This window comes from Microcoleus sp. S13C4 (assembly GCF_036700865.1).
Lineage (GTDB): Bacteria > Cyanobacteriota > Cyanobacteriia > Cyanobacteriales > Microcoleaceae > Microcoleus.
Genome location: NZ_JAUBPS010000002.1, coordinates 163,797 through 190,441 on the forward strand (window position 1 = coordinate 163,797; position 26,645 = coordinate 190,441).

The 26,645-nt window shown below is 45.7% G+C and carries 23 protein-coding genes, 3 rRNA genes and 2 pseudogenes; 15 read left to right on the top strand and 13 right to left on the bottom strand.

Annotation, left to right across the window (positions count from 1 at the left end):
• Nucleotides 1-4: 4 nt before the first annotated feature.
• The gene (locus tag QT996_RS02030; protein ID WP_333044213.1) at nt 5-190 is read right to left on the bottom strand and encodes a hypothetical protein; all 186 of its coding nucleotides are present in this window, start codon (nt 188-190) and stop codon (nt 5-7) included.
• Nucleotides 191-254: 64 nt separating this feature from the next.
• On the opposite strand from QT996_RS02030, the gene QT996_RS02035 reads away from it, so the two are divergent.
• The 5 genes and pseudogenes from QT996_RS02035 (at nt 255) to QT996_RS02050 (ending at nt 5,101) form a co-directional block, all read left to right on the top strand.
• Complete coding sequence (locus QT996_RS02035; RefSeq protein ID WP_445304535.1) at nt 255-410, top strand: DUF2281 domain-containing protein; 156 nt, start codon at nt 255-257, stop codon at nt 408-410.
• Nucleotides 411-460: 50 nt separating this feature from the next.
• Nucleotides 461-1,108 carry a hypothetical protein gene (locus tag QT996_RS02040; RefSeq protein WP_333044214.1) on the top strand — a complete coding sequence of 216 codons (648 nt, stop codon included), beginning with the start codon at nt 461-463 and terminating at the stop codon, nt 1,106-1,108.
• Nucleotides 1,109-1,360: 252 nt separating this feature from the next.
• Entirely contained in the window at nt 1,361-2,584 is a 1,224-nt protein-coding gene (locus QT996_RS02045) for a GTPase (RefSeq protein WP_333044215.1), read from the top strand.
• Between the two features lie 341 nt (nt 2,585-2,925).
• Nucleotides 2,926-3,081: pseudogene (locus QT996_RS28565) on the top strand (DUF6753 family protein); the annotation flags it as partial.
• Between the two features lie 157 nt (nt 3,082-3,238).
• Entirely contained in the window at nt 3,239-5,101 is a 1,863-nt protein-coding gene (locus tag QT996_RS02050) for an ATP-binding protein (protein WP_333044216.1), read from the top strand.
• 158 nt (nt 5,102-5,259) lie between these two features.
• Here the strand turns inward: QT996_RS02050 and rrf (QT996_RS02055) are convergent.
• The 6 genes from rrf (QT996_RS02055) to sufR all read right to left on the bottom strand — a co-directional run bounded on the left by rrf (QT996_RS02055) (nt 5,260) and on the right by sufR (nt 7,904).
• A 5S ribosomal RNA gene (gene rrf, locus QT996_RS02055) occupies nt 5,260-5,376 on the bottom strand.
• Nucleotides 5,377-5,573: 197 nt separating this feature from the next.
• On the bottom strand, nt 5,574-5,723 hold the full coding sequence (locus QT996_RS02060) for a hypothetical protein (protein WP_333044217.1): 150 nt from the start codon (nt 5,721-5,723) through the stop codon (nt 5,574-5,576).
• Nucleotides 5,724-5,902: 179 nt separating this feature from the next.
• A 5S ribosomal RNA gene (gene rrf / locus QT996_RS02065) occupies nt 5,903-6,019 on the bottom strand.
• Nucleotides 6,020-6,403: 384 nt separating this feature from the next.
• A 5S ribosomal RNA gene (rrf, locus tag QT996_RS02070) occupies nt 6,404-6,520 on the bottom strand.
• Between the two features lie 196 nt (nt 6,521-6,716).
• Nucleotides 6,717-7,124, bottom strand: a complete 408-nt coding sequence (locus QT996_RS02075; protein WP_333044218.1) for a hypothetical protein — start codon at nt 7,122-7,124, stop codon at nt 6,717-6,719.
• Between the two features lie 75 nt (nt 7,125-7,199).
• Nucleotides 7,200-7,904, bottom strand: a complete 705-nt coding sequence (sufR, locus tag QT996_RS02080; protein WP_333044219.1) for an iron-sulfur cluster biosynthesis transcriptional regulator SufR — start codon at nt 7,902-7,904, stop codon at nt 7,200-7,202.
• A gap of 188 nt (nt 7,905-8,092) precedes the next feature.
• On the opposite strand from sufR, the gene sufB reads away from it, so the two are divergent.
• From sufB to QT996_RS02105, 5 genes and pseudogenes are all read left to right on the top strand, one after another.
• Complete coding sequence (sufB, locus tag QT996_RS02085; protein ID WP_333044220.1) at nt 8,093-9,535, top strand: Fe-S cluster assembly protein SufB; 1,443 nt, start codon at nt 8,093-8,095, stop codon at nt 9,533-9,535.
• A gap of 281 nt (nt 9,536-9,816) precedes the next feature.
• Nucleotides 9,817-10,608: a Fe-S cluster assembly ATPase SufC gene (gene sufC, locus QT996_RS02090; protein ID WP_333044221.1), complete on the top strand. Its 792-nt coding sequence runs from the start codon at nt 9,817-9,819 to the stop codon at nt 10,606-10,608.
• Nucleotides 10,605-11,948, top strand: coding sequence for a Fe-S cluster assembly protein SufD (gene sufD / locus QT996_RS02095; protein WP_333044222.1), 1,344 nt, complete (start codon nt 10,605-10,607; stop codon nt 11,946-11,948). The genes sufC and sufD overlap by 4 nt, the downstream gene beginning before the upstream one ends.
• A gap of 166 nt (nt 11,949-12,114) precedes the next feature.
• Nucleotides 12,115-13,377 (top strand): SufS family cysteine desulfurase, encoded by a 1,263-nt coding sequence (locus QT996_RS02100; RefSeq protein ID WP_333044223.1) that lies wholly within the window; start codon nt 12,115-12,117, stop codon nt 13,375-13,377.
• Between the two features lie 615 nt (nt 13,378-13,992).
• Nucleotides 13,993-14,394, top strand: a pseudogene (locus QT996_RS02105) (aminotransferase class V-fold PLP-dependent enzyme); the annotation flags it as partial.
• Between the two features lie 171 nt (nt 14,395-14,565).
• On the opposite strand, the gene QT996_RS02110 reads toward QT996_RS02105, so the two are convergent.
• Complete coding sequence (locus tag QT996_RS02110; protein WP_333044224.1) at nt 14,566-15,390, bottom strand: NAD-dependent epimerase/dehydratase family protein; 825 nt, start codon at nt 15,388-15,390, stop codon at nt 14,566-14,568.
• Nucleotides 15,391-15,502: 112 nt separating this feature from the next.
• Between QT996_RS02110 and QT996_RS02115 the strand changes: the two genes are divergently transcribed.
• On the top strand, nt 15,503-16,357 hold the full coding sequence (locus tag QT996_RS02115) for a DUF1232 domain-containing protein (RefSeq protein ID WP_333044225.1): 855 nt from the start codon (nt 15,503-15,505) through the stop codon (nt 16,355-16,357).
• 160 nt (nt 16,358-16,517) lie between these two features.
• Here QT996_RS02115 and QT996_RS02120 read toward each other — a convergent pair whose 3' ends face one another.
• Nucleotides 16,518-16,832 (bottom strand): zinc ribbon domain-containing protein, encoded by a 315-nt coding sequence (locus QT996_RS02120; RefSeq protein ID WP_333044226.1) that lies wholly within the window; start codon nt 16,830-16,832, stop codon nt 16,518-16,520.
• Between the two features lie 154 nt (nt 16,833-16,986).
• On the opposite strand from QT996_RS02120, the gene QT996_RS02125 reads away from it, so the two are divergent.
• The 3 genes from QT996_RS02125 to QT996_RS02135 all read left to right on the top strand — a co-directional run bounded on the left by QT996_RS02125 (nt 16,987) and on the right by QT996_RS02135 (nt 18,558).
• Nucleotides 16,987-17,160 carry a hypothetical protein gene (locus QT996_RS02125; RefSeq protein WP_333044227.1) on the top strand — a complete coding sequence of 58 codons (174 nt, stop codon included), beginning with the start codon at nt 16,987-16,989 and terminating at the stop codon, nt 17,158-17,160.
• A gap of 41 nt (nt 17,161-17,201) precedes the next feature.
• A complete protein-coding gene (locus QT996_RS02130) occupies nt 17,202-17,783 on the top strand; it encodes a hypothetical protein (protein WP_333044228.1) in 582 nt (193 codons plus the stop codon).
• Nucleotides 17,784-18,084: 301 nt separating this feature from the next.
• The gene (locus tag QT996_RS02135) at nt 18,085-18,558 is read left to right on the top strand and encodes a TspO/MBR family protein (protein WP_333044229.1); all 474 of its coding nucleotides are present in this window, start codon (nt 18,085-18,087) and stop codon (nt 18,556-18,558) included.
• A 393-nt stretch (nt 18,559-18,951) separates the two neighbouring features.
• Here the strand turns inward: QT996_RS02135 and QT996_RS02140 are convergent, their stop codons facing one another.
• From QT996_RS02140 to hslO, 3 genes are read right to left on the bottom strand one after another with little or no spacing between them, the layout of a single operon-like run.
• On the bottom strand, nt 18,952-21,015 hold the full coding sequence (locus QT996_RS02140) for a hypothetical protein (protein ID WP_333044230.1): 2,064 nt from the start codon (nt 21,013-21,015) through the stop codon (nt 18,952-18,954).
• Nucleotides 21,012-21,233 carry a hypothetical protein gene (locus QT996_RS02145; protein WP_333044231.1) on the bottom strand — a complete coding sequence of 74 codons (222 nt, stop codon included), beginning with the start codon at nt 21,231-21,233 and terminating at the stop codon, nt 21,012-21,014. The genes QT996_RS02140 and QT996_RS02145 overlap by 4 nt, the downstream gene beginning before the upstream one ends.
• Nucleotides 21,234-21,261: 28 nt before the next feature.
• Entirely contained in the window at nt 21,262-22,161 is a 900-nt protein-coding gene (gene hslO, locus QT996_RS02150) for an Hsp33 family molecular chaperone HslO (protein WP_333044232.1), read from the bottom strand.
• Nucleotides 22,162-22,571: 410 nt separating this feature from the next.
• Between hslO and QT996_RS02155 the strand changes: the two genes are divergently transcribed.
• Nucleotides 22,572-23,225 carry a Crp/Fnr family transcriptional regulator gene (locus QT996_RS02155; protein WP_333044233.1) on the top strand — a complete coding sequence of 218 codons (654 nt, stop codon included), beginning with the start codon at nt 22,572-22,574 and terminating at the stop codon, nt 23,223-23,225.
• Nucleotides 23,226-23,243: 18 nt separating this feature from the next.
• On the opposite strand, the gene QT996_RS02160 is transcribed toward QT996_RS02155, so the two are convergent.
• A complete protein-coding gene (locus QT996_RS02160; RefSeq protein ID WP_333044234.1) occupies nt 23,244-26,492 on the bottom strand; it encodes a CHAT domain-containing protein in 3,249 nt (1,082 codons plus the stop codon).
• Between the last annotated feature and the right edge of the window lie 153 nt (nt 26,493-26,645).

A 26,645-nucleotide genomic window follows, 5' to 3' on the forward strand; every position in this document is an offset into this window, starting at 1 on the left:
TAGTCTATCGGGTAATTTTAGGCAAGTTGGAAAATAATGAGGGTGTCAGTGCGATCGGGGGCGATCGGCATTTGGGAGGCGGGGGCGATCGCACTAGATAATGGGGTATTCTGTTGCTGACATTGGGTTTTGGTGCTTTAATGGAGTAGATGGGGCGATCGCGAGAAGAAACCATGATACAGCCAGTCATTTGAGAAAAATTAGCAGAACTCCCTGAGTCTCTTCAGACAGAAGTCCTTCATTATATTGAGTTTTTGATTGAAAAGCAGGCTAAAAACTCAACTCAAGAAAAGCCGACACAGAAGCGTCGTGTGGCCGGAACAATGAAAGAAATGTTTGTTCTACCGCTACCTGATGACTTTGATGAGCCGCTTGAGGATATGAAGGAATATGTGGATGCTCAGCATTAGATTACTTTAAGGTTATTAGTGGGACGGTCAATTTCAACATGAGACAACAAATGAACCAAAAAATAAGTATTGAGTTGGTCAATTCCATCGCCAGTGAACACCTTGGTTCCACAGTGCGTGATTTTGCGGAAGTGGGATTGGACACTATTTTAAAGGAAGGTGTATTTCGTGATGTTCCATTTTTTAACACTGTTGTTTCTTTATACCAAGCTAGTGTAGAAATCCGACAGCAACTCTTCATCCAGAAAATCATAAACTTCTGGAAAGAGCTACCCAATACATCCCTTCAGGAACGTCAAAAATTCGTTGAATGGATGGGTCAAAATCCCAAGCAAAAGCGTATATTTGGAGAAAATTTATTACTGCTAATTGACCGTGCAGACAGCATTGAAAAACCATCAATTTTAGGACGATTACTTGATCGTTGTACGCTCGGAGATATATCCTATGAGGATATGATGCGATTATGGTTCATAGTCGATCGTGTATATATGCCTGACTTAAATTACCTGACTAGCTTTACATATGGTATCCAGAGCAATCCGAATATTGCTGCAAGTCTTGAAAATGCTGGACTACTTATTTTGGCTGGTATGGAGGGTGGATATTTGGATAAACGTCTTTCTGGAGGTGTTATTTATGAATTAAATGATTATGGGAAAATGTTATTACAATATGGCTTAGATTCAGCAGTCTAACAATTTAGATGCAGCCGCTAATTTCGGAATCATAACTAATCTTCATAAAGTTAAATCATTGCCTTACTTTGATTAGTCATGATGCTGCTTCTGATGCCTATGACCTTCCGCGAATATGGTCATAATGAATGCAAATACAATATTTTCCTTGCTAAATGAGGACGAACCTGATGAAATAAAATTCATATTTTCCGCTTAATTATTGCTGTCGAAGCTTCACACATAATTACTATCTAAACTGGGAGTTTGAATATGCCTGCTTCTGACGAGACAAATAAGGCGATTAACCGCAATGAATCTTTAGTAACAGAAATCCTAAAAATTGTTGATAGTCTCCCCAGCATTGTTCCACTGAAAGGCGACATTCAAGAGAAACTGAACAGTTTACGCTCTGCTATGCAAGGACTACGATCGCCAAGAATCATGGTAATTGGTCGATCTAGAGCTGGTAAATCATCCTTAATTAATGCAATATGCGGGTTGAGAGTTGCAGAAGTGAGTGATACAAAGCCAGAGACAGGCAAGGCTGAATGGAAAGATTATCATCATGACGGCGTTGATTTACTACATATTCTGGACACACGCGGTTTACAGGAAGCAGAAGCTCCAAGACAAGCCGATCCAGCAAAAAGTCCATTTGACAGCATCATGCAAGCTGTAAACAAAGAGTGTCCAGATGTTGTTCTTTTTATCTGCAAGGCGACAGAAGTTCATAGTGGCAGTCAAGAGGATATTGATATTTGTACATTGATTCTCACGGAAATTAAGAACAAGTATAAACGTGATTTGCCCATGATAGGAGTTTTAACCCACTGCGATCAAGTAGCTCCTCCATACGAACGTTTGCCGACCGATGACGAGGAGAAAAATCACAATATTGACGCACAAGTTAAATCTTTTTATGGTTATTTACAACAGCGGGAGAAGTTGCGTTTTCATATAAAGGAGGTTGTTCCAACCGTTGCATACGCTAGGTATGAAAATGGCAGAAATGGCTTGATACTTTCTGGCAAGGACTACCGATGGAATATCACTAAATTAGTTGAAACAATGATCAAATATACGCCAAGAGAAACACGTAGCTCTTTCGCACGAATGGCACACCTTGCAGAGTTTCAACTCACTGCTGCTAATACAGTTGTTGTCGCCTGTTCAGGCTTGAGTGGTGTTGTCTCCGCAATCCCGATACCTGGTGCAGCAATACCAGGGGTTGCAGCTATTCAAACTTTTATGGTGATGTATATCGGTTGGCTCAGTGGTCGGGAGTTTTCGGAACAAACAATCAAAGATTTTGCGGTAACTGGGGGAGTAGCTGCTGGTGCAGATGCTGGAATGCGGGCCATCGCTGACATCGCTTTGAAATTCGTACCTGGTTTCGGCAGCGTGCTGTCTGCGGGAGCTAGTACAATTGCTACAAAAGGTTTGGGGGATGCAGCAATCGCTTATTTTCTCAATAACGGTAAAGCCCACTCTTGACTGCTAAAATAAGGGCGATCGCTTGTTATGATTGTATTAAAATAAAAACGACTGGAATGGGCAATTATTATGACTATTCCTGATATTACGATCGCCCTTATTGCAGCAACTTCCAGAATCATTTTTGCCCGAAGTCAACCACTTCCTCGACTTGGTGATGCACAAGCACCAAAATAGAATAGCTGAGCCAAAACTCCCAGACGATATTGCCAAAGCTTGAGCAAAAAGGTTCGAGGAGGTCGATCGCTTGGAAGTAATGACTAATGGCCCGATAGCGAATTTAAGCTACAGTAAAAGCTATAGCAGTTCATCTAACTCAAGACTAGCCGGAGACTTTACGGTGGGCAACTAGCGCTGAGGGGAATTTTGCACGAAATTTGATCGGGTGGAATTCGGATAGTTGTGCTAATTTAGAATGCAAAAAAGATGTTCGGCGTTTGCGGGTAACTTTGGAAGTGGCGGGGTGGCAAACTACTTCGGGGTTCTGCACGATTTAGGTAGAACCTTTAGAAAAGCGTAAATTCAAGACGTAAACGCTGTAAGGGAAAACCTATCCTAAACATAGGAGTTTTCCGTTTTCAAGCTTAAAGGCTTAAAATGAGCAAATAGGGGCACTCGGTCAAGCAAATCTCCTGTAGGCCTAGAGAAGGTTATATGGTGCACCAGAGTTTAAGACAACGGTTATCCAGTCTCAGAGTTGGGCAAAAGATCGGTTTAGGATACACCCTTGCTCTCAGCATTGCTGTGTGTGGAACAATTGCTGGTTTTGGAGTTGGCGATCGTTATCAACAAGAGACTGAAGAGGGAGAACAACACGCGCGTAACGAAGTGGAACTTCTGCATCGTCTGCAATCTCGTGTTCTCCAAACCCGAACCCATCAACAACAACTCATCCCTCTAGTGCGAGACCAAAAAAAATTTCAGCATGAATATGCTCACCTGCTGAAGCATGAAACTGAAATTCACGCAATTTGGGCTGAACTTAAGGCATTTGTGGCAAAGTCTCCGACCCTACAAGCTGCTGTGCGTCACGCAACGATTACAGCCTTGTTGCAAACCTATGACGATGTGCCCAAACTCTACTCACAGGAATTAGAACGCCGAGTTGAACGAATTCGTAGTCTGAATCTTGCCTCACCCACTGATGTTGAGCAAGCCCAAGCCCTGATGTTGGAATTTACCAACAGCGATTTGGCGCTTGAATTCGATGGCATCTCGGATGATTTGGTGGGTTTAATTGACCAAGCTTACCAAGAACTTGAGGTAGCAACAAGATTAGATCAACAGGCTAGTGAAGTTGCTGAGAAAGTTGTAGTTGCAAGTATCGGATTGTCTGTTGCGATCGCCATTCTTTTGGCAGTTTTGACGAGCCGAGCAATTGCCCAACCCATTCAAGCTTTGACTAGAGTGGCCAGAAGATCCACTGAAGAATCTAATTTTGAGTTACAAGCCACTATTGAGCAAGATGATGAGATTGGAACGCTTGCTAATGCTTTTAACCAATTAATTCGCGCTGTTCAACAACTGTTACAGCAACAAAAAACAGCCAACGAACAACTCGAAAACTACAGCCAAACCCTTGAATCTCAAGTCGAGGTAAGAACCCAAGAACTCAGCGACAAAAATACGCAGTTGCAACAACTCTTAGAGGAACTGCAACGCACTCAGGTTCAAATGGTGCAAAGCGAAAAGATGTCTGCTTTGGGGCAAATGGTGGCAGGGGTCGCACACGAAATCAACAATCCCGTCAACTTCATTCACGGCAACCTGAATCATGTGCAGGAATACGCCCACAATTTATTAGGTTTGGTGCAACTCTACCAGAATTACTATCCCGACCCAGCACCCGAAATCCAAGCTGAGGCGGAAGATATTGATATGGAGTTTATCCAAACCGATCTACCTAAAATCCTCGACTCCATGAAACTCGGCACGGATCGGATTCGTCAGATTGTTTTGTCACTCCGCAACTTTTCACGAATGGATGAAGCTGACTTCAAAGCCGTCGATCTTCATGAGGGCATTGATAGTACGTTGTTGATTTTGCAGCATCGCTTGAAAGATAAACCAGAACGTCCAGCGATTCAAGTAATTCGTGATTATGGTAATCTACCGCTAATAGAATGCTATCCTGGTCAAATCAATCAAGCGTTTATGAACATCCTGGCAAATGCCATTGATGCCCTGGAAGAAGCCAACGTCCAACGAACCTATCAGGAGATCCAGGAAAATCCCAACCTGATTACCATTCGGACTGCCATGATTGATTCAAAGTGGGTAAAAATTGCCATTTCTGATAACGGAAGGGGAATGCCTGAATCTGTTCAGAAACGCCTCTTTGATCCATTCTTCACCACAAAGTCTGTCGGTAAGGGAACGGGCATGGGGCTACCGATTAGCTATCAGATTGTCACTGAGAAACATGGCGGTAAGTTAGATTGCTTCTCAATACCTGGTCAGGGAACGGAGTTTGTCCTTCAAATCCCTTTCCAACAGCAAAAGGGTGATGCGGTATAACAAAATGCGCCTCACCGCCGAAAGGTTTTCTGTTAGGCTTTTGAAGTTATCTGCTATGAGGTTTTAGTTGTAATCTTCACTTTCTCTTTTCGCCTAACTCCCCAAAAAACTAAAGCCCTTTTCCGTTGTTGCGGGAAAAGAGCTTTAATTTATTATTAACCTGGCACTGAGCTATTTTACCGGGCAGTGACCCGCCGAGTATCTTCGCCATAGCAACGTTTAACAACCGAGTTCGGGATGGATCGGAGTGGTTCCATTACATCATAAGCACCAGGAAAGCTTTGAAAACTTTTAATCCTGTGTCTGCGTTAAGCTTGATGCGCTGCATCTCTTTCGCTCGACTTAATTACCTTATCAAGTTTTCCTTTGTCTGTCAACCCCTTTGTCAAAACTTTTTTTGAACTCGCCCGAAACCGTCCTCAATAGCCGAGTTTGACGTATTATTTGCCAGTGTTGTCGATCGACCTTTAACTCACAAATCCAAAAAAGCCGCCTCGGTTCCCTGTTCTCTGCGAATCTTCCCGTCCTTCACCAACCACGCCACAACCTGCTTAACTGTTAATTGTTCGATCGCCCTCTCGGCTTCTATCGCAATTTGCCTCAAAAGCCGCAAAGACGCCACCACCAAATTCGTAAATTCTACAAAACTCGCACCAAAGACATCTCTAACAATTCTTGTGGGCAGTAGGGGTTAGGCATCCTGCCGGCCCAAGACTTGCTGTTGTGTAGATGAGTAATAACTCCCCAAAAAACTAAAGCCCTTTTCCGTTGTTGCGGGAAAAGAGCTTTAATTTATTATTAACCTGGCACTGAGCTATTTTACCGGGCAGTGACCCGCCGAGTATCTTCGCCATAGCAACGTTTAACAACCGAGTTCGGGATGGATCGGAGTGGTTCCATTACATCATAAGCACCAGGAAAGCTTTGAAAACTTTTAATCCTGTGTCTGCGTTTTGTTTGATGCGCTGCATCTCTTTCGCTCGACTTAATTACCTTATCAACTTTTCCCCAGGCTGTCAACCCCAAAGTCAAAAGTTTTTTTCGATCGCCCGAAACCGCCCCCAATAGCCGAGATTCTGTCGCACTTTGCCTCAAAGGCCGCAAGGACGCCACCACCAAATTCGTAAAAAAGTTTTCCTTTCCTCGCATCAAGTTCGATCGACCCAAAATCTGCTGCTGGCCGAGAATATTGAGATTTCTACAAATGGCCCAAGACTTGCTGTGGTGTAGATGACTAATAACTCCTCAAAAAACTAAAGCCCTTTTCCGTTGTTGCGGGAAAAGAGCTTTAATTTATTATTAACCTGGCACTGAGCTATTTTACCGGGCAGTGACCCGCCGAGTATCTTCGCCATAGCAACGTTTAACAACCGAGTTCGGGATGGATCGGAGTGGTTCCATTACATCATAAGCACCAGGAAAGCTTTGAAAACTTTTAATCCTGTGTCTGCGTTTTGTTTGATGCGCTGCATCTCTTTCGCTCGACTTAATTACCTTATCAACTTTTCCTTTGTCTGTCAACCCCTTTGTCAAAACTTTTTTTCGATCGCCCGAAACCGCCCCCAATAGCCGAGTTTGACGTATTATTTGCCAGTGGGAGCGATCGACCTTTAACTCACAAGTCCAAAAAAGCCGCATCGGTTCCCTGCTCTCTGCGAATCTTCCCGTCCTTCACAAACCACGCCACAACCTGCTTAACTGTTAATTGTTCGATCGCCCCATCGGCTTCTGTCGCAATTTGCCTCAAAGGCCGCAAAGACGCAATTACCAAATTCGTAAAAAAGTTTTCAAAACTCGCATCAACTTCGATCGACCCTTTAATACTCTCATCATTCTTAATCCAATCCATCACCTGCCCATTAGTCACCTCAGCCACGCGCAAACCCGTCTCCTCAGAAATTTGCTTCAGCACCCTCAAAGCATAAATTGCCACCCGCGCCGAAAACTTTTCCTTCGACGACAGCAGCGCCATATCAACTTCGGCGCACTCTTCCGGCTTTAAAAAATCTGCTAGCGGTTCCATATATTAAAAATTGGTAATTGGTAATTAGTAATTAGTAATTGGAATTTAGGATTGGTAATTGGGAATTTGAAATTCTCATCCTTCTTCCTTCTTCCTTCTTCCTTCTTCCTTCCTTCTTGCAATCAAATAACCGCAACGGTGTTCCCCATTAATAATCGAGTGAGTCCGCTCCACAATACAGTCCGGCAAAACCGCTGCAAACATTTCCAACTCATTGCCACACACACTCGGGAAAGTTTCAGCAACATTAGAAATCGCGCAGTTGTGTTCCATCAACACAAATCGATCGCCCTTAACGTTGCGATCGCAAATCCCAACCTCTACAGATTCTACAGGATAACACTCAGCCATATAACCTTCAGCCCTGCGGAGTTCCACCAACTTAGTCACCCGCTCTTCCAGCGAACCTGCACCCACTAGCCGCCGGTAGTCCATAGCCTTGCGCTGCCACTGTTTTCGCAAGATAGTAATCACTTGCTCGCGGCCGACGGTTTCCGCCAAAGTATCCAAAAAAGAGACTGCAAAATCACCGTAACGATTCGGGAAGCGATCACGCCCCAGACTGGTAAGCTCATAAATGTGCTGCGGCCGCCCCATCCCAGCCTGAACCGACTGATACTGAATCAGCCCCTCCGCCTCCAAATCCTTCAAGTGACGGCGAATCGCCTGCGGACTGATATCCAAAGACTCCGCCAACTCAAGAGCCGTCCCTTTATCCCCCTTAAGCAAATATTGCAGGATGTCTTGTTTCGTGGAAGTCTGCTGAGTAGTCTCCATCATCTTCACAAAAAATTATTAATTTGACTTTGACAATATCACTATTGTTAATGTAGCTTAAAATATAGTAAAGCAACAAACCAGTTGTTTAACTTCCCAGAGCAGTCCAGCAGAACTCGCTCAAGCCCAGACAGGCATTGCCCCGTCTGCCATCCAGAGAGCATTATCTAGAACACTGAACACGCAAAATAATGAGTTCTACCACAGTCAAAACCTTAGTCAACCAACCCTACAAATACGGTTTCGTCACCGACATCGAATCAGACACCATCCCCCGCGGCTTGAGCGAAGATGTAGTGCGCCTGATTTCCTCCAAGAAAAACGAACCGGAATTCATGCTGCAATTCCGCCTCAAAGCATACCGGAAGTGGCTGACAATGACCGAGCCCACCTGGCCCCACGTCAACTATCCCGCGATCGACTACCAACAAATTATCTACTATTCCGCGCCCAAACAAAAGCCCAAAAAGCTCAACAGTTTGGACGAAGTAGACCCGACACTCCTAGAAACCTTCGAGAAACTCGGCATTCCCCTCTCCGAACAAAAACGCCTCGGAAATGTTGCCGTCGATGCCGTTTTCGACAGCGTTTCAATTGCCACAACATTTAGAGAAAAGTTAGCCAAAGATGGTGTTATTTTCTGTTCCATTTCAGAAGCGGTCAAAGATTATCCCGAATTAATAGAAAAATATCTCGGCAGCGTCGTACCAGTCGGCGATAACTTTTTCGCAGCCCTCAACTCCGCCGTGTTCAGCGACGGTTCCTTTGTCTACATTCCCAAAGGCGTAAAATGCCCCATGGAATTGTCAACCTATTTCCGCATCAACAACGGAGATTCCGGCCAGTTCGAGCGCACCCTAATTGTTGCAGAAGAAAACAGTTCTGTTTCTTACCTAGAAGGCTGCACCGCGCCGATGTTTGACACCAATCAACTGCACGCCGCCGTCGTGGAATTGGTAACAATGGACAATGCCGATATCAAATATTCCACAGTGCAAAACTGGTACGCTGGTGACGCCAACGGCAAAGGCGGTATTTACAACTTCGTGACGAAACGCGGTTTGTGTCAAGGAGTCAATTCTAAGATTTCTTGGACACAAGTAGAAACCGGTTCTGCGATTACTTGGAAATATCCCAGTTGCGTTTTAGTCGGTGACAACTCAGTAGGCGAATTCTACTCGGTAGCGCTGACAAACAACAAACAGCAAGCTGACACCGGCACCAAAATGATCCACGTTGGCAAAAACACTCGCAGCACGATTATTTCTAAGGGCATTTCTGCGGGAAATTCATCCAATAGCTATCGCGGCTTGGTAAAAATGGGGCCGAACGCTAAAGGCTCTCGCAATTACTCTCAGTGTGATTCCATGCTGATTGGCGACAACGCTCAAGCGAATACTTTCCCTTATATTCAAGTGCAGAATCATACTGCTAAAGTGGAACACGAAGCTTCTACTTCTAAGATTGGGGAAGAGCAATTGTTCTTCTTCGCACAGCGGGGAATTTCCGCAGAAAATGCTATTTCCATGATGATTAGCGGTTTCTGTAAAGATGTTTTCAATCAGTTACCGATGGAATTTGCGGCGGAAGCTGATAAGCTGTTGAGTCTGAAACTGGAAGGAAGTGTCGGATAATTGTCGCGGCCGATAAACCCTTCCAGGCCGAGTCCATCGGTGACAACTTAAGCTCCCCGTCCGCCAGGAAATGAATTCCTTGGCTAATAGCTAAACTCCTCTAAACAGGACTAATGAGTTTAAAATTTTCTTCTCAGTCCTCTTCAGAGGACTTTAGCTTTGAGACAGGGAATTCATTCCCTGGCGGACTATCGGTTTAACGTTAAATTGTCACCAATGGGTACAGCCTAGGAACGAGAAGAAAAAACTGTAAAGTGCATTGAGGCAAAGGAAAAAAATAGATGATTGTTGAAAATAGTCAAGTGGTGCTATCCGTCCGCGATTTAACTGCGAATGTGGAAGATACCCAAATCCTTAAGGGTTTGAATCTGGAAATTAAATCGGGTGAAATTCACGCGATTATGGGCCCCAACGGTTCGGGTAAAAGCACTTTATCCAAGATATTAGCCGGCCATCCTGCTTATACAGTAACGGGTGGAGAAGTTACTTTTCTGGGGCAGAACCTGCTGGAGTTACCGCCGGAAGAACGCTCTTTGGCTGGCGTTTTCCTTGCATTCCAATATCCTTTAGAAATTCCCGGCGTTAGCAATCTGGATTTCTTGCGCGTGGCTTACAATTCTCACCGCAAACATCGCGGGTTGGAAGAATTGGATGCTTTTGATTTCCAAGATTTAATCGAGGACAAGCTGGATATTGTCAAGATGAATGATTCTTTTTTAGGCCGCAGCGTTAATGAGGGTTTTTCCGGTGGCGAGAAAAAGCGGAATGAAATTTTGCAAATGGCGTTGTTGGAACCGAAATTAGCTATTTTAGACGAAACTGATTCGGGTTTGGATATCGATGCTCTCAAGATTGTCGCCGGCGGTGTGAATCAGTTGTCAACTGCTGAAAATTCGATGTTGGTAATTACTCACTATCAGCGGTTGCTGAATTACATTATTCCTGATTTTATTCACGTCATGGAAGCGGGCAGAATTATCTTGACTGGCCCTAAAGAGTTGGCGCTGGAATTGGAAGAGCGCGGTTATGACTGGGTTGTGGAAGAGGAAGCAGCAGGAGTAGGCGCGCGATGATGAATACGCAAGTTGCTAGTAGGGAAATGTTTTTGACTGATTTGGTGAATCAGTGCGGCAAGTTGGGCGCAGCTAATAAGGAAAGTTCTGCTTACGGGTTGCAGGATTTGCGGGATGCGGCGACTCAATACGTGCTTTCTTCGAGTTTTCCGACGGTGAAGGATGAAGAATGGCGCTTTACTGATTTGTCGGCGGTGTTGCAAATTCCTTTTCATATACCCCAGAGCAATCAGTCAACAGTTAAGCTGGCTGATATCATTATGCCAGTGAAAAACAAGGCAGATTTACCATTAAGATTGGTATTTGTCAACGGTTTTTATGCGCCGGATTTGTCAACGGTGGAGTCGTCGGTTTTTCCCAATTTGCCGCTCGACTTTTACGCAGGTAATCTATCCAATGTACCCGAAAAATATCAAGGGCGCATCAGCGATGTTTTGAGCAAGCACAGACAGCAAACTGAGGTGTTTACCGCGCTGAATGCTGCGGGTTTGGCGGATTCGGCGGTGGTGTTCGTGCCGGCCAATATGTCGATCGACCTTCCGATTCACTTGCTGTTCCTGACAGCGCCTGGTGCATCTCCCACGATGTCCCAGCCGCACTGCTTGGTCATAGCTGAGCCTGGAAGCAATGTCACGCTGGTTGAAGATTACGCAACTATCGGTAATGTCGCTGCATTTACGAATGCTGTAACCGATGTTGTTGTCGGCGAAAACGCCACTGTGAATCACGTTCGGCTGCAGCGGGAAGGTGGGGAGGTTGTTCATATCGGCAAAAGTGCGATCGAACAATCTCGTAATAGCCGTTACACTTGCCATGCTATCAGCTTGGGAGGCAAAATATCGCGGCACAATTTAGAAGTTTTTCAGCGCGGCGAAGCCACTGAAACAACTTTAAACGGCTTAAGCGTAGCCTTTGGGGAACAGTTAGCAGACACTCACAGTTTAATCGATTTTAACCACCCCCACGGTACAAGCCGCCAATTGCATAAGTGTATTATCGGTAACAAAGCTCGCGCTGTATTTAACGGCAAAGTTTTCGTTCGCAAAGCCGCACAATTGACAGATGCCGGACAATTGAGCCGGAATTTGTTGCTGTCGCCGAGAGCTCGCGTAGACACTAAACCACAGTTGGAAATTGTCGCCGACAACGTTAAATGTTCCCACGGTGCAACTGTCAGTCAATTAGAAGATGATGAACTTTTCTACTTGCAAAGTCGCGGTTTGGATTTAGAAAGAAGTCGCTATTTGCTAATCGATGCTTTTGCCGCCGAAATTCTCAATCAGTTGCCAATTATTGGCGTTGCCAAAATGCTTTCTACCTGTGTTGCTATCCAAGGATAACTCATAAAGATGAGGACACAGAGGACACAGCAGTCCTGTGTCCCTACCACATCTTGCACCATTTTTAACAGCCTGTAGGGGCGGGTTTCACGAATAATAATTGCCTAAAACCAACAATCTCGTAAACCCGCCTCCACCCAACGACAAATCACTAACTTCAAAAAATATGACACTTATTCAAGAAAAAACACTTGCATCAAAAGTGCGCGGCGACTTCCCAATTTTGAATGAAAAAGTAAATGGCAAACCGCTAGTTTATTTAGACAATGCAGCTACTTCTCAAAAACCCCTAGCTGTGCTCAACGCTTGGCGTGATTACTACGGACAATACAATGCGAACGTGCACCGCGGCGCTCACACTCTCAGCGCCAAAGCGACTGATGCTTACGAAGGTGCTAGAGACAAAGTTGCGGCGTTTATAAATGCCGCGTCGCGGCAAGAAATTGTTTACACTCGCAACGCCACCGAAGCGATTAATTTGGTTGCTTATTCTTGGGGTTTGAGCACTCTCCAAGCCGGAGATGAAATTATCCTGTCGGTAATGGAACACCACAGCAATCTCGTTCCGTGGCAAATGATGGCTCAAAGAACCGGTGCGGTGCTGAAGTTTGTCGAGCTAACGGAAACTAACGAATTTGATTTGGAACAGTTTAAAACGCTGATTTCCCATAAAACTAAATTGGTGTCAACCGTTCACGTTTCTAATACTTTAGGCTGCATCAGTCCAGTCAAAGAAATCTGCGAAATTGCCCACAGTTTCGGCGCCAGAGTTTTAATTGATGCTTGCCAAAGCGTGCCGCACATGATAGTAGACGTGCAAGCAATAGATTGCGATTGGCTGGTTGCTTCCGGTCATAAAATGTGCGCTCCCACTGGCATCGGTTTTCTGTACGGTAAACTGGACTTGCTGAGAGAAATGCCTCCGTTTTTCGGCGGCGGCGAGATGATTGCTGACGTGTTTCTCGATTATTCCACCTATGCCGATTTGCCGCACAAATTTGAGGCCGGCACGCCTGCAATCGGCGAGGCGATCGCCCTCGGTGCAGCAATCGATTATCTTAGTAACATTGGCATGGATAAGATTCACGCTTACGAAGCAGAATTGACTGCTTATATGTTCCAACAATTGCGGCAAATTCCCGAGATAAAAATCTACGGGCCGCAGCCAGACAGTAACGGCGAAGGTAGGGCAGCTTTGGCGGCATTTACTGCCGGAGAAATTCACCCTCAAGACTTGTCTACCATGTTAGATCAGGAGGGAGTCGCGATTCGTTCCGGGCATCACTGCACGCAAGCTTTGCACCGCTATTTGAACGTTTCATCTACTGCCAGAGCGAGTTTGTATTTTTACAATACTCGCGAGGAGATTGATGTGTTTGTGAAAGCGTTGAAAGAGACGATCGACTTTTTTGGTGGGATTATGGGGTAAGCTTGTGAGGTGGGGGTTGAAATCTGAACTACACAGACGAAACCATTTTTTGCGGGTTTTATGTCCCAAGTAAGTAGGGTGGCATTATCCACCCTACTTGCTGCAACCAAGTAATTGAATAAAACTTAATTACTCGCCTGATAACCTTTTAAGTTATACGTAGTAATTGAACTACTAACTTGTTCAATAAAATGTCCACCTTCGTAATGACTTCCTTTCCCATGACTGTTTGAACCACCCTTCCGGGTACTTCCTTTCCGGTTTGCTGCTTCAGCAGACGTTATAAACAAAGAAGAAGCCAACAAAATGACTAAACTAAAAACTAGCAATTGTTTCAGAAACTTAGCCATGAGAATTTAGTACCTTTTTGAAATTAATAAAATCATAGAAAATTATAATCTTATTGTCAAGTCTATTTAAATAAAATTATGCTTCGTCAGCGACCACCCAGAATACTGTAGGTTTTCTAGTCTCACGCTCAGGCTAGCTTCTCCAACACCACTGATGGGCGAGCACACCCGTGACAATTTAAGCGGCGGGTTGCATTTGTCAATCAGCAATTATGCTCATAATTTACTCAAATTTTGGGTGGAAAACACAGATTTGGGCGTGAGTGCGATCGCCCTCGATGCAGCAATCGATTATCTTAGTAACATTGGCATGGATAAGATTCACGCTTGCGAAGCTGAATTGACTGCTTATATGTTCCAACAATTGTGGCAAATTCCCGAAATCAAAATTTACGGCGCGCAGCCAGACCGCAACGGCGAAGGTAGGGCAGCTTTGGCGGCATTTACTGCGGGAGAAATTCACCCTCAAGACTTGTCTACCATGTTAGATCAGGAGGGAGTCGCGATTCGTTCCGGGCATCACTGCACGCAAGCTTTACACCGCTATTTGAACGTTTCATCTACTGCCAGAGCGAGTTTGTATTTTTACAATACTCGCGAGGAGATTGATGTGTTTGTGAAAGCGTTGAAAGAGACGATCGACTTTTTTGGTGGGATTATGGGGTAAGTTAATTAGTGATTAAAAGGGCTTTTTTTGAACCGCCGATGTCGGAAGATGGACAGGGATAAACGCAGATGAATAAAAAATCTAAATCTGTCAATATTGCCCTTTCTTCATCCGCGTTCATCCGCGTCTATCCGCCTGCATCGGCGGTAAAGAAAAAGAGCGATTGCCCAACTAAAATTCCCTAATCTCAGGATGAACAAACTGATAACCAGCCGCCTTAATCTTTTGATTCGACACCCTCGCATTATAAGGCCGCACACTAGGACTTCCATCCCAAGAAACTTTAGGCAGATTATGAGCTTCAAAAATGCGATCGAGCAATTCACCACTGGATAGCGACACATCCCCGACTAAATTGTAAATTCCCTGCAATCGATTTTCCAAAGCAAAAGTTAACCCCCCAACAATATCATCTCGATGCACCCAATTACTAGCATCTTCCCCCCTACCGGGACGAGTGCTACCAGCCCAGCCTCCAAAGATTTTAACTAATTCTCGCGCAGGCCCATAAATTCCTCCCAAACGGAGAATGCAGACGTGAAGATTGGGACTAGATGCTGCTAATAAAACCCGTTCTGTTTCTGCGAGAATTTCACCGTTTGGATTAGCCGGTGCGACGGGTGATTCTTCATTTACCAATTCACCTTGGCGATCGCCATACACAGAATAAGTACCCGTATAAATAACCTGCTTTACAGTCGGTATCTGCTGTAAAACCGATACTAAAGTTGTCGCCGTATCTAAATAACTTTCCCGATAAGCATGAGGATTTGGAGCACCGACGCACAGCATAACAGCATCTTGTTCTTGCAGTACAGAGGCGATCGCATCTTTGTCATTTCCTTTGAGCACGGCTACCCGCTGCGCGACACCCTCCAACTCAACTACTCGCGTCGCCGTGGTAGTTGTCGCCGTCACGGTACAATCAGATTTGCCACGTAAATGTTTGGCTGTCGCAGTACCCACATAGCCGCAGCCGACGATCGCAACTTTCATAAAAAATTCTCCATTGTGTCATGTTCTCTCAAATTATTGCCGGTTTCTTAAATCATGGCGCGCTGAGTTTTGTGGTAAAATGCAAAGCGTCGTTATCAATCGGAGTAGCATCGTGTCCGAAAGAGATATTTTTGCCACATCCTCAGAAAGCGAACTTTTAGCTTTTTATGGTTCTTTGTTTGCGATCGCAGCCGCCGATGGCTCCATTGATATTGACGAACTAGATTTGTTGTTTAAAACCATAAATTTAGACAAATTTTCTGACTCTGCAAAAACTCAAATCCAATCCTACACAGCCAGTCCCCCATCACTCAGCGATTGTTTGCAAACACTCAGCCAGTCAGAAGAACCGCTGCGTTTGGGAGTCATGTATTTTTTAATTAACATGGCTGGGGCAAATAAGACGCTGCATCCCGCAGAAAGCGAGGCGATCCAATCCGCAAAAAAACTGCTGGCGGTTTCCGAATTGCAAATCCCAGCCATGCAGGAATTCATCGCAGACATGAAACAAATACGGGAGGCCACCCCTAATAAAAATCAGGCATCAGCCTCCTTCAATTCTACTGTTTCCCAGCTTAAAACTAAGGGCATTCCTCTCGATTTGATCGACCGAAAAGGAACCGCAACAAACCTCAGCAACCCCAAAATCAACTATTCAGATGAAAGTTTTTGGACTAAACTTAAAAACTTTGCTTTAACCGCAGGAAGAGAAGTAGTTGAAAAAGCTTTGATTCTCTACTATACGGCTCAGAACCCAAACGTGCCTGCTTGGGCAAAAGGAGTTGTAGTTGGAGCTTTGACCTATTTTATATCTCCGGTCGATGCCATTCCCGATATATTAGTCGGCATCGGATTTACAGACGATTTGGGAGTATTGCTGGCGGCAATAGCTACTGTTTCAGTATATATTAATGCTGATACCAAAGCACAAGCAAAACAAAAAATGAAAGATTGGTTTGGCAAATAATATTATGTCCTGTGGCGCGTTTTGTTTCCGTCTGCATGGGCATAATATAATCTGAATAATATAGAATTTGTCAATCGGATCAAATAAATGACACGGCGTTGCCGTGCCCCTACCCAATATCTGTAATTCACTCAACTGAAAACTTGATTATTGTGGGTTCTCAGTCTTTAATCGGCTTACCATCTCGATTGACAATACGGCTTTCACCATCCTTAGCCGTGACATTTTCATAAACCCCTTCATCCCGCTTCACGTACTTGCTGAAACCAGAATTTTTATAATCGGTGTCGGATGTCGGCTTCATCAACCTCGGAGCGCTCAGCAGTCGGCGTACCGGAGCATCTACGGGAGTCTCCCCGGGTTCGCACTTAGCTAACTCGCACAGTTGGCCCCAAGTCGAAACTTCCAGGTTCATGCTGTGCGAAACTTCTAACTGCTGATTGTTTTTGGGACAAAAATAATCGTATACAGGCATACTAAGAATCTCGTTTGCAACTACTAAAATTACTAATTGCACGGTTATTGAGAATATTATAGCTCAACATTACTAAAAATTCAAGCCCAAAAATCAAACTTTACTATTTTTAACGGTTGTTAAAACCTTAAATCAGCTATATTATTAACCCAGTGTGCTTGCTCCCGGATGCGATCGAGACAAAGCCCAAAAGTACCCTACCCTGAAATCCTCTGACTCGATCGAACAATCGCACGATCGACGGCTAGCAAATGCCCGCAAGACTTCCCTCAATGCCGTCACAGGATTGATCATCATTTTCAGACTGTACGCCAATCACAGATTCTAAGTTTCAATTTTATTTATTTACTCACCAGCGAGGATTTACCGATGAGCGATTTCAAAGTTACGCCAGAAGTAGAGCTGAACACAGCTCAAATGTTGGAGCGATACCAACTGCAAGATGAGACAACTCTGCGCCGTTGGGCAAAACTGCACGGCATCAACAGCACTCGTGGTTTCTTCTATCCCAGTGAAGTAGATTTGATGGATCACGCTCACCATCATCTCTACAATTTGGGAATGAGCATTGCAGATTACCAAAGTCTTTTAGACCGACGCCGCAGCCATTCCCAGACACCGGGCGACAAAAATAAAACAGTAGCAAGTCAAGTTGCTGACGAAGCATACGATGCCATAGAAACGCTAACAGATCAGTATGCTGAAGCTATTGATTTAATGGGAGAACGTATAGCAGACCATTTCATCGATGAACTCGATTTATCTGTGATGAGGCACCTTTCTAAAAAAGTGCAAGACCGGCGCACTCTCAACGGTCAAACCAAAAAGCCTAACCGTTTTCTCCAAGTGATTAAAGCTGTGTTGCAACCGAGCAGCGAAAATACGCTTCTGGTTCCCAAAAAAGAGAATGACTCTAGTTTAGAATTAGAACAGCATCACCGCCTCGGCTAGTCGCCGATTTTTGGGAAAGACTAAGAGACTTTTTGTTCAATTTACTGGTCAATTTTACTGAAAAGCCGACCGGACCCCTCCCCTTTTCAAGGGGAGGGAGCAGGAGTCAAATTTTTTATATTATGAAACGGAATAGAAGAAAATAAATTGAGATTTCCCAGAAGTCTAAATTACTTTTCAACTGATGTTGGGTTTCGCGACGGAACCAAAACTAATATAACTAGGGACAGATTGCGCGATCGCCAAAATTAGAGATAATATCTGCTGAATTGAACCTGTCAACCTCGCCCAAGGTAAAAAAATGATTAAATCCTGGATGGTAATTGGAGGCGTCGCCTTGATAGTAGCACTAGCAGCTAACTTTATCCCGCCCAGCGACATCCAATGGTTTAACCGCTTGCAGCGTCCGAGATGGCTAGTAATTGAAAAAGCAATTCCCCTAATTTGGACAGTAATTTTTATTTGTGCAGCTTGGTCAGCAGTGATTGTTTGGGAAAAAGAACCGGGAACTCAGGAGACTTGGCTGAGAATGGGTTTGTACCTGCTTTTAGAAATAGTAACTATGTCTTATACCTCGGTTATGTGCAAAGTTAGGAGCCTAAAAGTCGGCACAATAATCGGCGGAACGGGCGCTATTTTAAGCGTTATACTAGCTTTAAGTGTGTTGCAAGTTTCCGAGCCTGCCGCCCTGTTATTGCTGCCTTACATACTTTGGAGTCCGATCGGCACTTACACCACTTGGGCGATGATGCACCTAAATCCGGCAGATGTTTAATTGATTTAAAAATAAAGGGTAATTGGTAATTGATAATTAGGAAAAAGCTAATTGCTAAGCTGTACCTCACCCAATAGAAAACTGCTATAGCAAGCCTCGCATCACTTGTGAACTCTTTCTATTGTCTCTCTTGTCTTCCTTTTCTTCCTTCGCGCCCTACCCTACGGGAACGGCTTCGCCGAAGGCGTCTTCGCGGTTCTTTAAATAGATACTCTCTGAGTTTTATCGCGTGGTGGGGGCGGCTTTATTTAATTTGTTGGCAAGGTGAGGATTATTAGTAAACCCCCGCCTAAAAGTTGATTGAGAATGATGCTTGATGTGAGTTAAAACTCTAATCAAGCACTAATTCTCAGGGTTTAAACCCCCCGCCCCATGTCGGGCAAGCGAGTTAACCTAGCGACTCCGAGAACGGCTAGGAGGCTCAGTTTCTGGCGGTTCGGGAGGGGGAGATTCAGCATCCGAAGAATTCAGCGACTCCTCCCAAACTTGGATTTGCGATCGAGCTTGCTCAAAAGCCCGAGTACCCGAGGGAATTTTCTTCAAAGTCGCGATCGCCCCAGCCAGATCCGACGACGACTGTTCCACACCAAGCGCCAAAATCCGCTGGCTCCACTCATCAATCGCCTCACTCGCCTGCCACCGGAGCGAACTCGACTCCGGCACCTGAAGAGCCAGCGAAATTGCCGTTTGCAAAGCGTCAGCAGTCCCCGCTCGGGCCGCCTGACGGGCGCTCTGCAAACCTTGCTCGCCCTGAAATTGAGCCTCCCAAGTCCGAATGTTCGATCGAGCTTCCTCATAAAGCACCCGTCCCGATCGAATCCGGCGGGCCATCTCAATTGCCCCCGCCAAATTGCCCGCCGCCGCTAGCTGCTGAGCTCTATCCAAAAACGGCTGGTCAACAAGCCGCTGTCTCCTCTCCACCCAAGCTTGAATTTTGGTTTGAGCTTCCACGTAAAGCGCCCTACCTTGACCGATCCGAGAAGCTTGAGCAACGGCGGCCTCCAGAGAATTCGGATCGCCTGTACTCGCCAAATCGTTCGCTCTTTGCAAATACGGACTGTCTTCCAGCAGCTCGATTTGACGGCTCAAGCGGCTAATTTGAGTGCGAACTTCCGAAGCGCGGGGGTTTGATTGGGGGACTGTTTGCAATTGCGCGATGGCAGCCCTCAAATCATTTACCCCTCCCGGCGCCGCCAGCCTGCTTGCCAAATCCAAAACTTTCACATCAGCCATTTCTTGCTGCCAGCGGCCGACTAAATTTTGAGCTTGTTTGTATAAAGGGCGACCCGAATTCAACTTTTGAGCAATCTCGATCGCCTTGGAGAAACCCTCAACAGAGCCAGTCAAAGCCTGAGCAGTAGCACTCGCCAACTGGTTAAAATCCTCAACTTGTCCCCTTAAATTTGCCGACTCTGGAATCTTGTTAGCGATCGCGATCGCCTGCTCCCAATCCCCTGCCTGCAAGCGTTGTTGCGCGATCCCCAGAATTTTCTTGCTAAATTCCGCGATCGCCTTATTGGCAGCTTGATACAAATAACTGTTTTGATCAATTCCCTGAGCCAGCTTAATCCCCGTCACCAGATTGTCAAGACCTCCCTCAGAGGCTGTATTCCGGGCTTTTAGCAACTTATTTCCCTCAGCCCGAGTCGTCTGAATTAGCTTAGTCAATTCCTCGTACTTAGCCGATTCCCAGAAAGTATTTCCCACATCCAAAAGCAGAGTAGCTTGGCGGAAAGCCAGCGTCCACTCTTCCTGACGCAAATGGTCTTCGGCCGTGTGGTAAATTTTCTCTGCCTCGCTCCATATCGACTGCCACTTTTCAATCTGCTTTTCCACCATCGGGTAAGCGGGAACGTTTTGAGGAACCTTGTTCGCAATCGCAATCGCCTGCTCCAGCTTTCCTTCTTGAAAACTAGCATTTCCCAGCCTAATAATATCCTCCGACCACCGATCAATTTGAGTGTTAATTCTCGGCCGCAGCGGATGGTCTTGTGGCAAAGCATTCACTAATTCGATCGCCCACAGTAAATCATCTGCCGTCCGCTTGCTAGCTGCTTCTTGAGCACAAAAAAAGCGATCGTTAGCAGAAGCCGTCGGCCAAAAAATCTTTGAGCAATTCGACTGCGAAGTCAGGTTGAGCAAAGACGCAAGTGCCACAAACCCCATGCCCACCGACAGAATCAAACTCACGGCGAGCCAAAACTGCCACTTATTCGACCACCTGGGCCACAACCGATTGTGTCCCTCCGGCTGCTGCGAGTTTTCCCCAGACAAATTCGGCGGTAGTTCCAGATGCCCTCCCGGCAGTTTTCCCGAAGTAACCAACTCTCGGAGCTCTTTAAGTCGCTCAGCCCGGTTTTTCCTTGCTGGAAGTGGCACCAGCGATGAAGTATCCCTTTTTGGCTCGAAGGATTCTGATGCAGACCAACGGCCTGATGTTTTGCGATCTTGACTCATATCCTCACCACAAACAACAACCAGCCTGTCTTAATTATTTCAAAACAGCGATCGCTGCTATTGACTGCTCTATAGAATGTATTCATCACTTTTAAATACTCCAGCAGGCGAAAGACTACAAGAGGCGATCGCCAAACCCCAAAAATCAAAATTTTGTGATTAGGTAATTGATAATGGGTAATTGGCAATTGGTCAAGGCCTTGATCCCTAACTCGCACTCCTGATTGCCAATTACCAATTATTATCTCAAGAACCGGAGTTCGATCGCAAATCGCCGATCAGTTCCGCAAGTTGGTCGCTATTAGCTTTGTAAACCTCGTTGCAGAAATGGCACGTAGCCTCTGCCCCCCCATCTTTTTCAATCATGTCTTGGAGTTCCGCTTCGCCCAACATTTTCAGAGCTCCCAAAACTCGATCGAACGAACAGCCGCAGTGAAAGCGCACCATCTGAGTTTCCGGGAAAATTTCCAGGCCCATATCTCCCAGTAACTCTTCGAGAATCTCGTGCAGCGTTTTCCCTGAGCGCAGCAGCGGCGTAAAGCCCGACAGTGCAGCCACTCTAGATTCTAAAGTTTGCACCAATTTTTCGTCCGTTGCCGCCTTCGGCAGAACCTGCAACAGCACACCCCCAGACGCTTGTACCCCGCCCGCCCCCACAAACACCCCCAAAACCAGAGCCGAAGGCGTCTGCTCCGAGGTTGCCAAATAGTGAGTCAGATCGTCGCCAATTTCGCCGGAAACCAATTCTACCGTACTTGAGTAAGGGAAACCGTATCCAACGTCCCGCACCACGTACAAATAACCGTCACCTATTGCCCCGCCCACATCGAGTTTGCCTTTAGCATTGGGCGGCAACTCGACTCCGGGATTGTCCACATAACCTCGAACTGTTCCATCAAGTCCCGCATCCACCAGAAGCCCGCCCAGCGGCCCATCTCCTTTGATGCGAATATTGACTCTCGATTCGGGGCGTTTCATGCTGGAGGCGAGTAACAGCCCCGCCGACATTGTGCGGCCGAGGGCGGCTGTAGCCACGTAGGAGAGCTTGTGCCGCTGTCTTGCTTCTTCGGTGAGGCGGGTGGAAATGACGCCTACAGCGCGAATTCCGCCCTCTGCGGCTGTAGCGCGAATTAATTGATCGGCCATGAAAAACCTTACTATGTCTTTTGATACTTCTTTAAACTATTTTAGAAGTTCTTGAAGGTTGCCGCAGCAAGTAGCAACAGTTGACTCTGCGGGCCTGGAAGTGCGATCGAGCTTCAGAACTCGCCTCTGTTTTCTATAAAACCTGGATCAACCCACTATTTATTAACAAAAATTCTGATTCATTCTTCCACTTAAATATTTATTTAATATGCCGGGAATAACGAGTGCATTTATTTTCTACAATCCACCGTGTTTTCAGTCATTTTATAACAACTAACAACTAATGACTAACAACTAATGATTAAAGCTTATCTTTCCCCTAACCTGACGATTACCAAACCTTTACCTTTGTAAGCTAGAGTGAGAGGCGTAGGTCTCAGACTAATGTTTTTTAGCTGGAAATAACGGATATGCCACCAACATCCAAAGCACTTTTAGCGGAAGTCCAGCATAACACAGGAGCAACTCGAAACTTGCATTTTTATGCCAAGGGCGAAACCATTCCTATGATGCCGCAAGGCCTTTGGCGAGTCTGTCAAGGTCTAGCACAACTGAGTACGCTTTATCCAACCGGGGAAGAAGGACTTTTGGGTTGGGTTGGGCCTTCGATGTGCTTCGGTTTGTGGTTGACAAGCTTACAGACTTACCGAGCTACGGCGACATCAGATATTTATTTGATGTGGTATTCTATGGTGGAAATCGAAGCTTCTCCTCAATTGGCTCACGAGTTGCTGCCTCAAATGGTACGGCGGCTGCGACAAATGGAAGCTATTTTAGCGATCGCCGGACAGCGGCGAGTAGATGACCGTTTGTATCAGCTACTGCTATTATTGCAACAGGAATTCGGTCAGCCTGTGGTTGGGGGAACTCGTTTGAATATCCGCTTGACACATCAAGATATTGCTAATGCGATTTGCACGACGCGGGTAACAGTAACTCGAATGCTGGGAAAATTGCAGCAGCAAGGGTTAATCAGTCGAGATGGCGATCGGCATTTAATTCTTAAGAAAGGTGTTTTTGCGTCAACGTCTGATTTGTTTGGCTGCAACCCTCAAGCAGTGTAGCAAGCGCAGAAAAAAATCTTATTCTGCTTCGCCAATCAGCGTAAACGCCGCCCAATCTTGCGGAGTTGGGTGCATCTTCATTGTCATCAGCATCGCTTGCCGCAAAGCTTGAGCTTTATTCGGGTTTTTCTGTAACTGGCGATAGAATTCTGCCATTAATTCCGCTGTCGGCTCATCGGGAACTAACCACAGAGAAACGATAATACTGGAAACACCAGCACTAATTAAAGCACGAGATAATCCAAGCACACCATCACCTGTGATTTTTCCTCTGCCTGTATTGCAAGCGCTTAATACCACTAATTCAGCATTTAATTTTAACTCCAATATTTCGCTAGAAGTCAACAATCCGTCATCATTTCCTGATGGAGCCAGGGCGATCGCTCCCGGTAAATCTCGCGTCTTCACTTCATTGAGTAATCCGTGAGTTGCCAGATGAATAATCCGGGCTTTTAGCATCTGTTGAGTAATCGATGCTTTAGTGGCTTGAGAGCCTGTAATCGGTTTAGTATTCAGAAGTTGGGCAATTGTAATTGCTTCCCGTTCGCTGCCCGGTAAAGGAGCTAATTGGCGCGGCGGGGTGCCAATTAGGGGCATAATTGGATTGCCTACAACTAAGTTATTCTGGAGAGAAAGTTGTCGGACTTTTTGCCGTGATTGGTGGGTTAACTGCAAAACTCGAATGGCGGGAGCAGTGAGGATGGTATGTTTTTCAATCAAATATTGACCTGTCGGATCTTGTAAGGCGACAAAGGGAACTAAAAACAGGGATTGATGGGGAATGAAGATGACAGGAGCATTCGGGTCAGTAGGTAAAAGATCGGCAATGGGTTGAATCAGTAGTTGATAACTTTGCTGTAATTTGGGGTAGATTATGCGAGAATTAGCAGGGGTAGAAGCAGGACGATTAGCCACTTGTCGATTGGCAGTGTCCCCCGCCGATACACCCAGAGCCTCGCGAGTGCCGCGAATCATCTCAGCTAAGGCTGTATCTTGCTCGTTTAATCCTCTCGTCCCGAGAGCAGCAGATACTCTTGTCTGTTCGCTGGCTTCGGGTAGATTGATGTTAAGAGATTTGAGGTCAACTGAGCGAAAGGTAATTTCACCAGTCGGCTTAATTACCCAAATATAAAGGGATTCATTCCCAATAGTTGAATACTCGACGAGAGTAGCGTTTTGCTCTTTAGCGATTTGTTGAATTTGCTGGATATTGAGCGGATTGATAGGAATTCCGAAATAGGCAGATGGGGCGAGACGAGATGCCAATAACTGGACAAAAACTCTGGCTCTACCTCGCTCGGCAATTTCTAACGCTTCCTGAGTTTTTTTCTGGGCAATGAGGACTTTTTGTAAGTTGACATAGAAGTTAGCTTGCTCGTCAAACATTGCCACTCTCGAGGCATCGTCCCCACCTAGGGAAGATTCTGAAACTTTGATGCTATCTAGTAGGGTTTGCTCGGCTCCTGTAAGATTGCCAGATGTATAGAGAGCCCATCCTAGATTATTCAAAGCTGCTCCCTCATAGAAAGCCAACATCGTATCACTGAAAGTTGCTTCCTCCTTTTTAATTTCTCGCGTGCTCGCCAAAAGCTGCTGAGCATACTCAATCACTTTGGCGTAGTCGCCGAGGTTACGGTAAGCATCTCCCAGATTACCCAAAGCTGCTCGCTCTATTCGGCGGTTTTTAATTTCGCGGGCAATCACCAACGACTGCTGAGCGTACTCAACTGCTTTGGCGTAGTCGCCAAGCTTTACGTAAGCAATTCCCAAATTTAACAAAGCTAATGCCTCACTTTGGCGGTTTTGAATTTCGCGGACGATCGGCAACGACTTCTGAGCGTACTCAATGACTTTGGCGTAGTCGCGGAGGTACATGTAAGCTTCTCCCAAAACTCTCAAAGCTCCTCCTTCAATTTGGCGATCTTTAATTTCTCGCGCCATCACCAAGCCCTGCTGAGCGTACTCAATCGCTTTGGCATAGTCCTGGAGAATCATATAAAACCTTACCAAACTTCCTAAAGCTTCTACCTCACTCGGGCGGTCTTTAGTTTCGCGGGCGATCGCCAACTGCTGCTGAGCGGACTTAATTTCTTCAGCGTAGTGGTTGTCGATAGAACCGGAAGCACGGCTCAAATTTCTGTCAGCTTCTACCTCACTTCGGCTGTCATTAATTTCTCGTGCGATCGCCAACTGCTGCCGAGCGTACTCAAGGGCTTTGGGGTAGTTGCCTAGAGAATAATAAACTTGTCCCAAAATTCCCAGAGCTCTTCCCTCACTTTTGCGGTCTTTAATTTCTCGTGCGATCACCAAGCCCTGCTGAGCGTACTCAAGGGCTTTGGCGTGGTCGCCGAGGTTTATGTAAGCATCTCCCAGATTTCTTAGAGCTATCCCTTCGTTTTGGCGGTCATTAATTTCTTGTGCGATCGTCAACAACTGCTGAGCGTACTCAATAACTTTGGCGTAGTCGCCGAGGTTTCGGTAAACAAGTCCCAAATTTCCCAGAGCCACTGCTTCACCTTGAGGGTCATTAATGTCCCGTGCGATCGCCAACTGCTGCTGAGCGTACTCAATCGCTTTAGCGTAGTCGCCGAGGTCACTGTAAGCAAGTCCCAGAATTCCCAGAGCTATCCCCTGCCTTCGGCGATCTTTAATTTCTCGGGCTATCGCCAACTGCTGCTGAGCGGACTTAATTTCTTCAGCGTAGCGGTCGAGGTTGTAGATGGTATCGTAAGCACTTCTCAAATTTCTGTCAGCTTCTACCTCACTTCGGCTGTCATTAATTTCTCGTGCGATCACCAACTGCTGCTGAGCGTAATCAAGGGCTTTGGCGTAGTTGCCTAGATAATAGTAAGCTTCTTTCAAAATTCCCAAAGCTACTCCCTCACTTCGGCGGTCATTAATTTCTCGTGCGATCGCCAACTGCTGCTGAGCGTAATCAAGGGCTTTGGCGTAATCGCCGAGGTTACTGTAAACACGTCCCAGACTTTCGAGAACCCACCCTTCACCTTGGCGGTTTTTAATTTCTCTATAAATTATTAGTGCCTGTTGGCAAGACTGTAATCCAGCTTGAAATTGACTAATCTGATACTGCTGAATCCCTTGCTTGAACAGTCGGTCTGCTTCGGCTTCCCGCTCAGCTTGGGTTTGAGCCAAGGCCTGGGAATTGATGATTTTAAATTGAGAGTTAGGGATAAACCGAAACTCACCTATAGTCAGCGCCGCTAAGATTGAGATCAGTCCCGACAATCCTATTTTTTGCAGTTTCATAACTTTTGACAGGCCTCTGGTTTGAATATCCGCTTGACACATCAAAATATTCCTAACACTTATTAAAGCTTAAATGCCACTCCATGAGAATTGTTTGTCTTGATTTTCCTCTCGATATCTACAGCAATATCTTTGCAGCCCCAAACGATATAA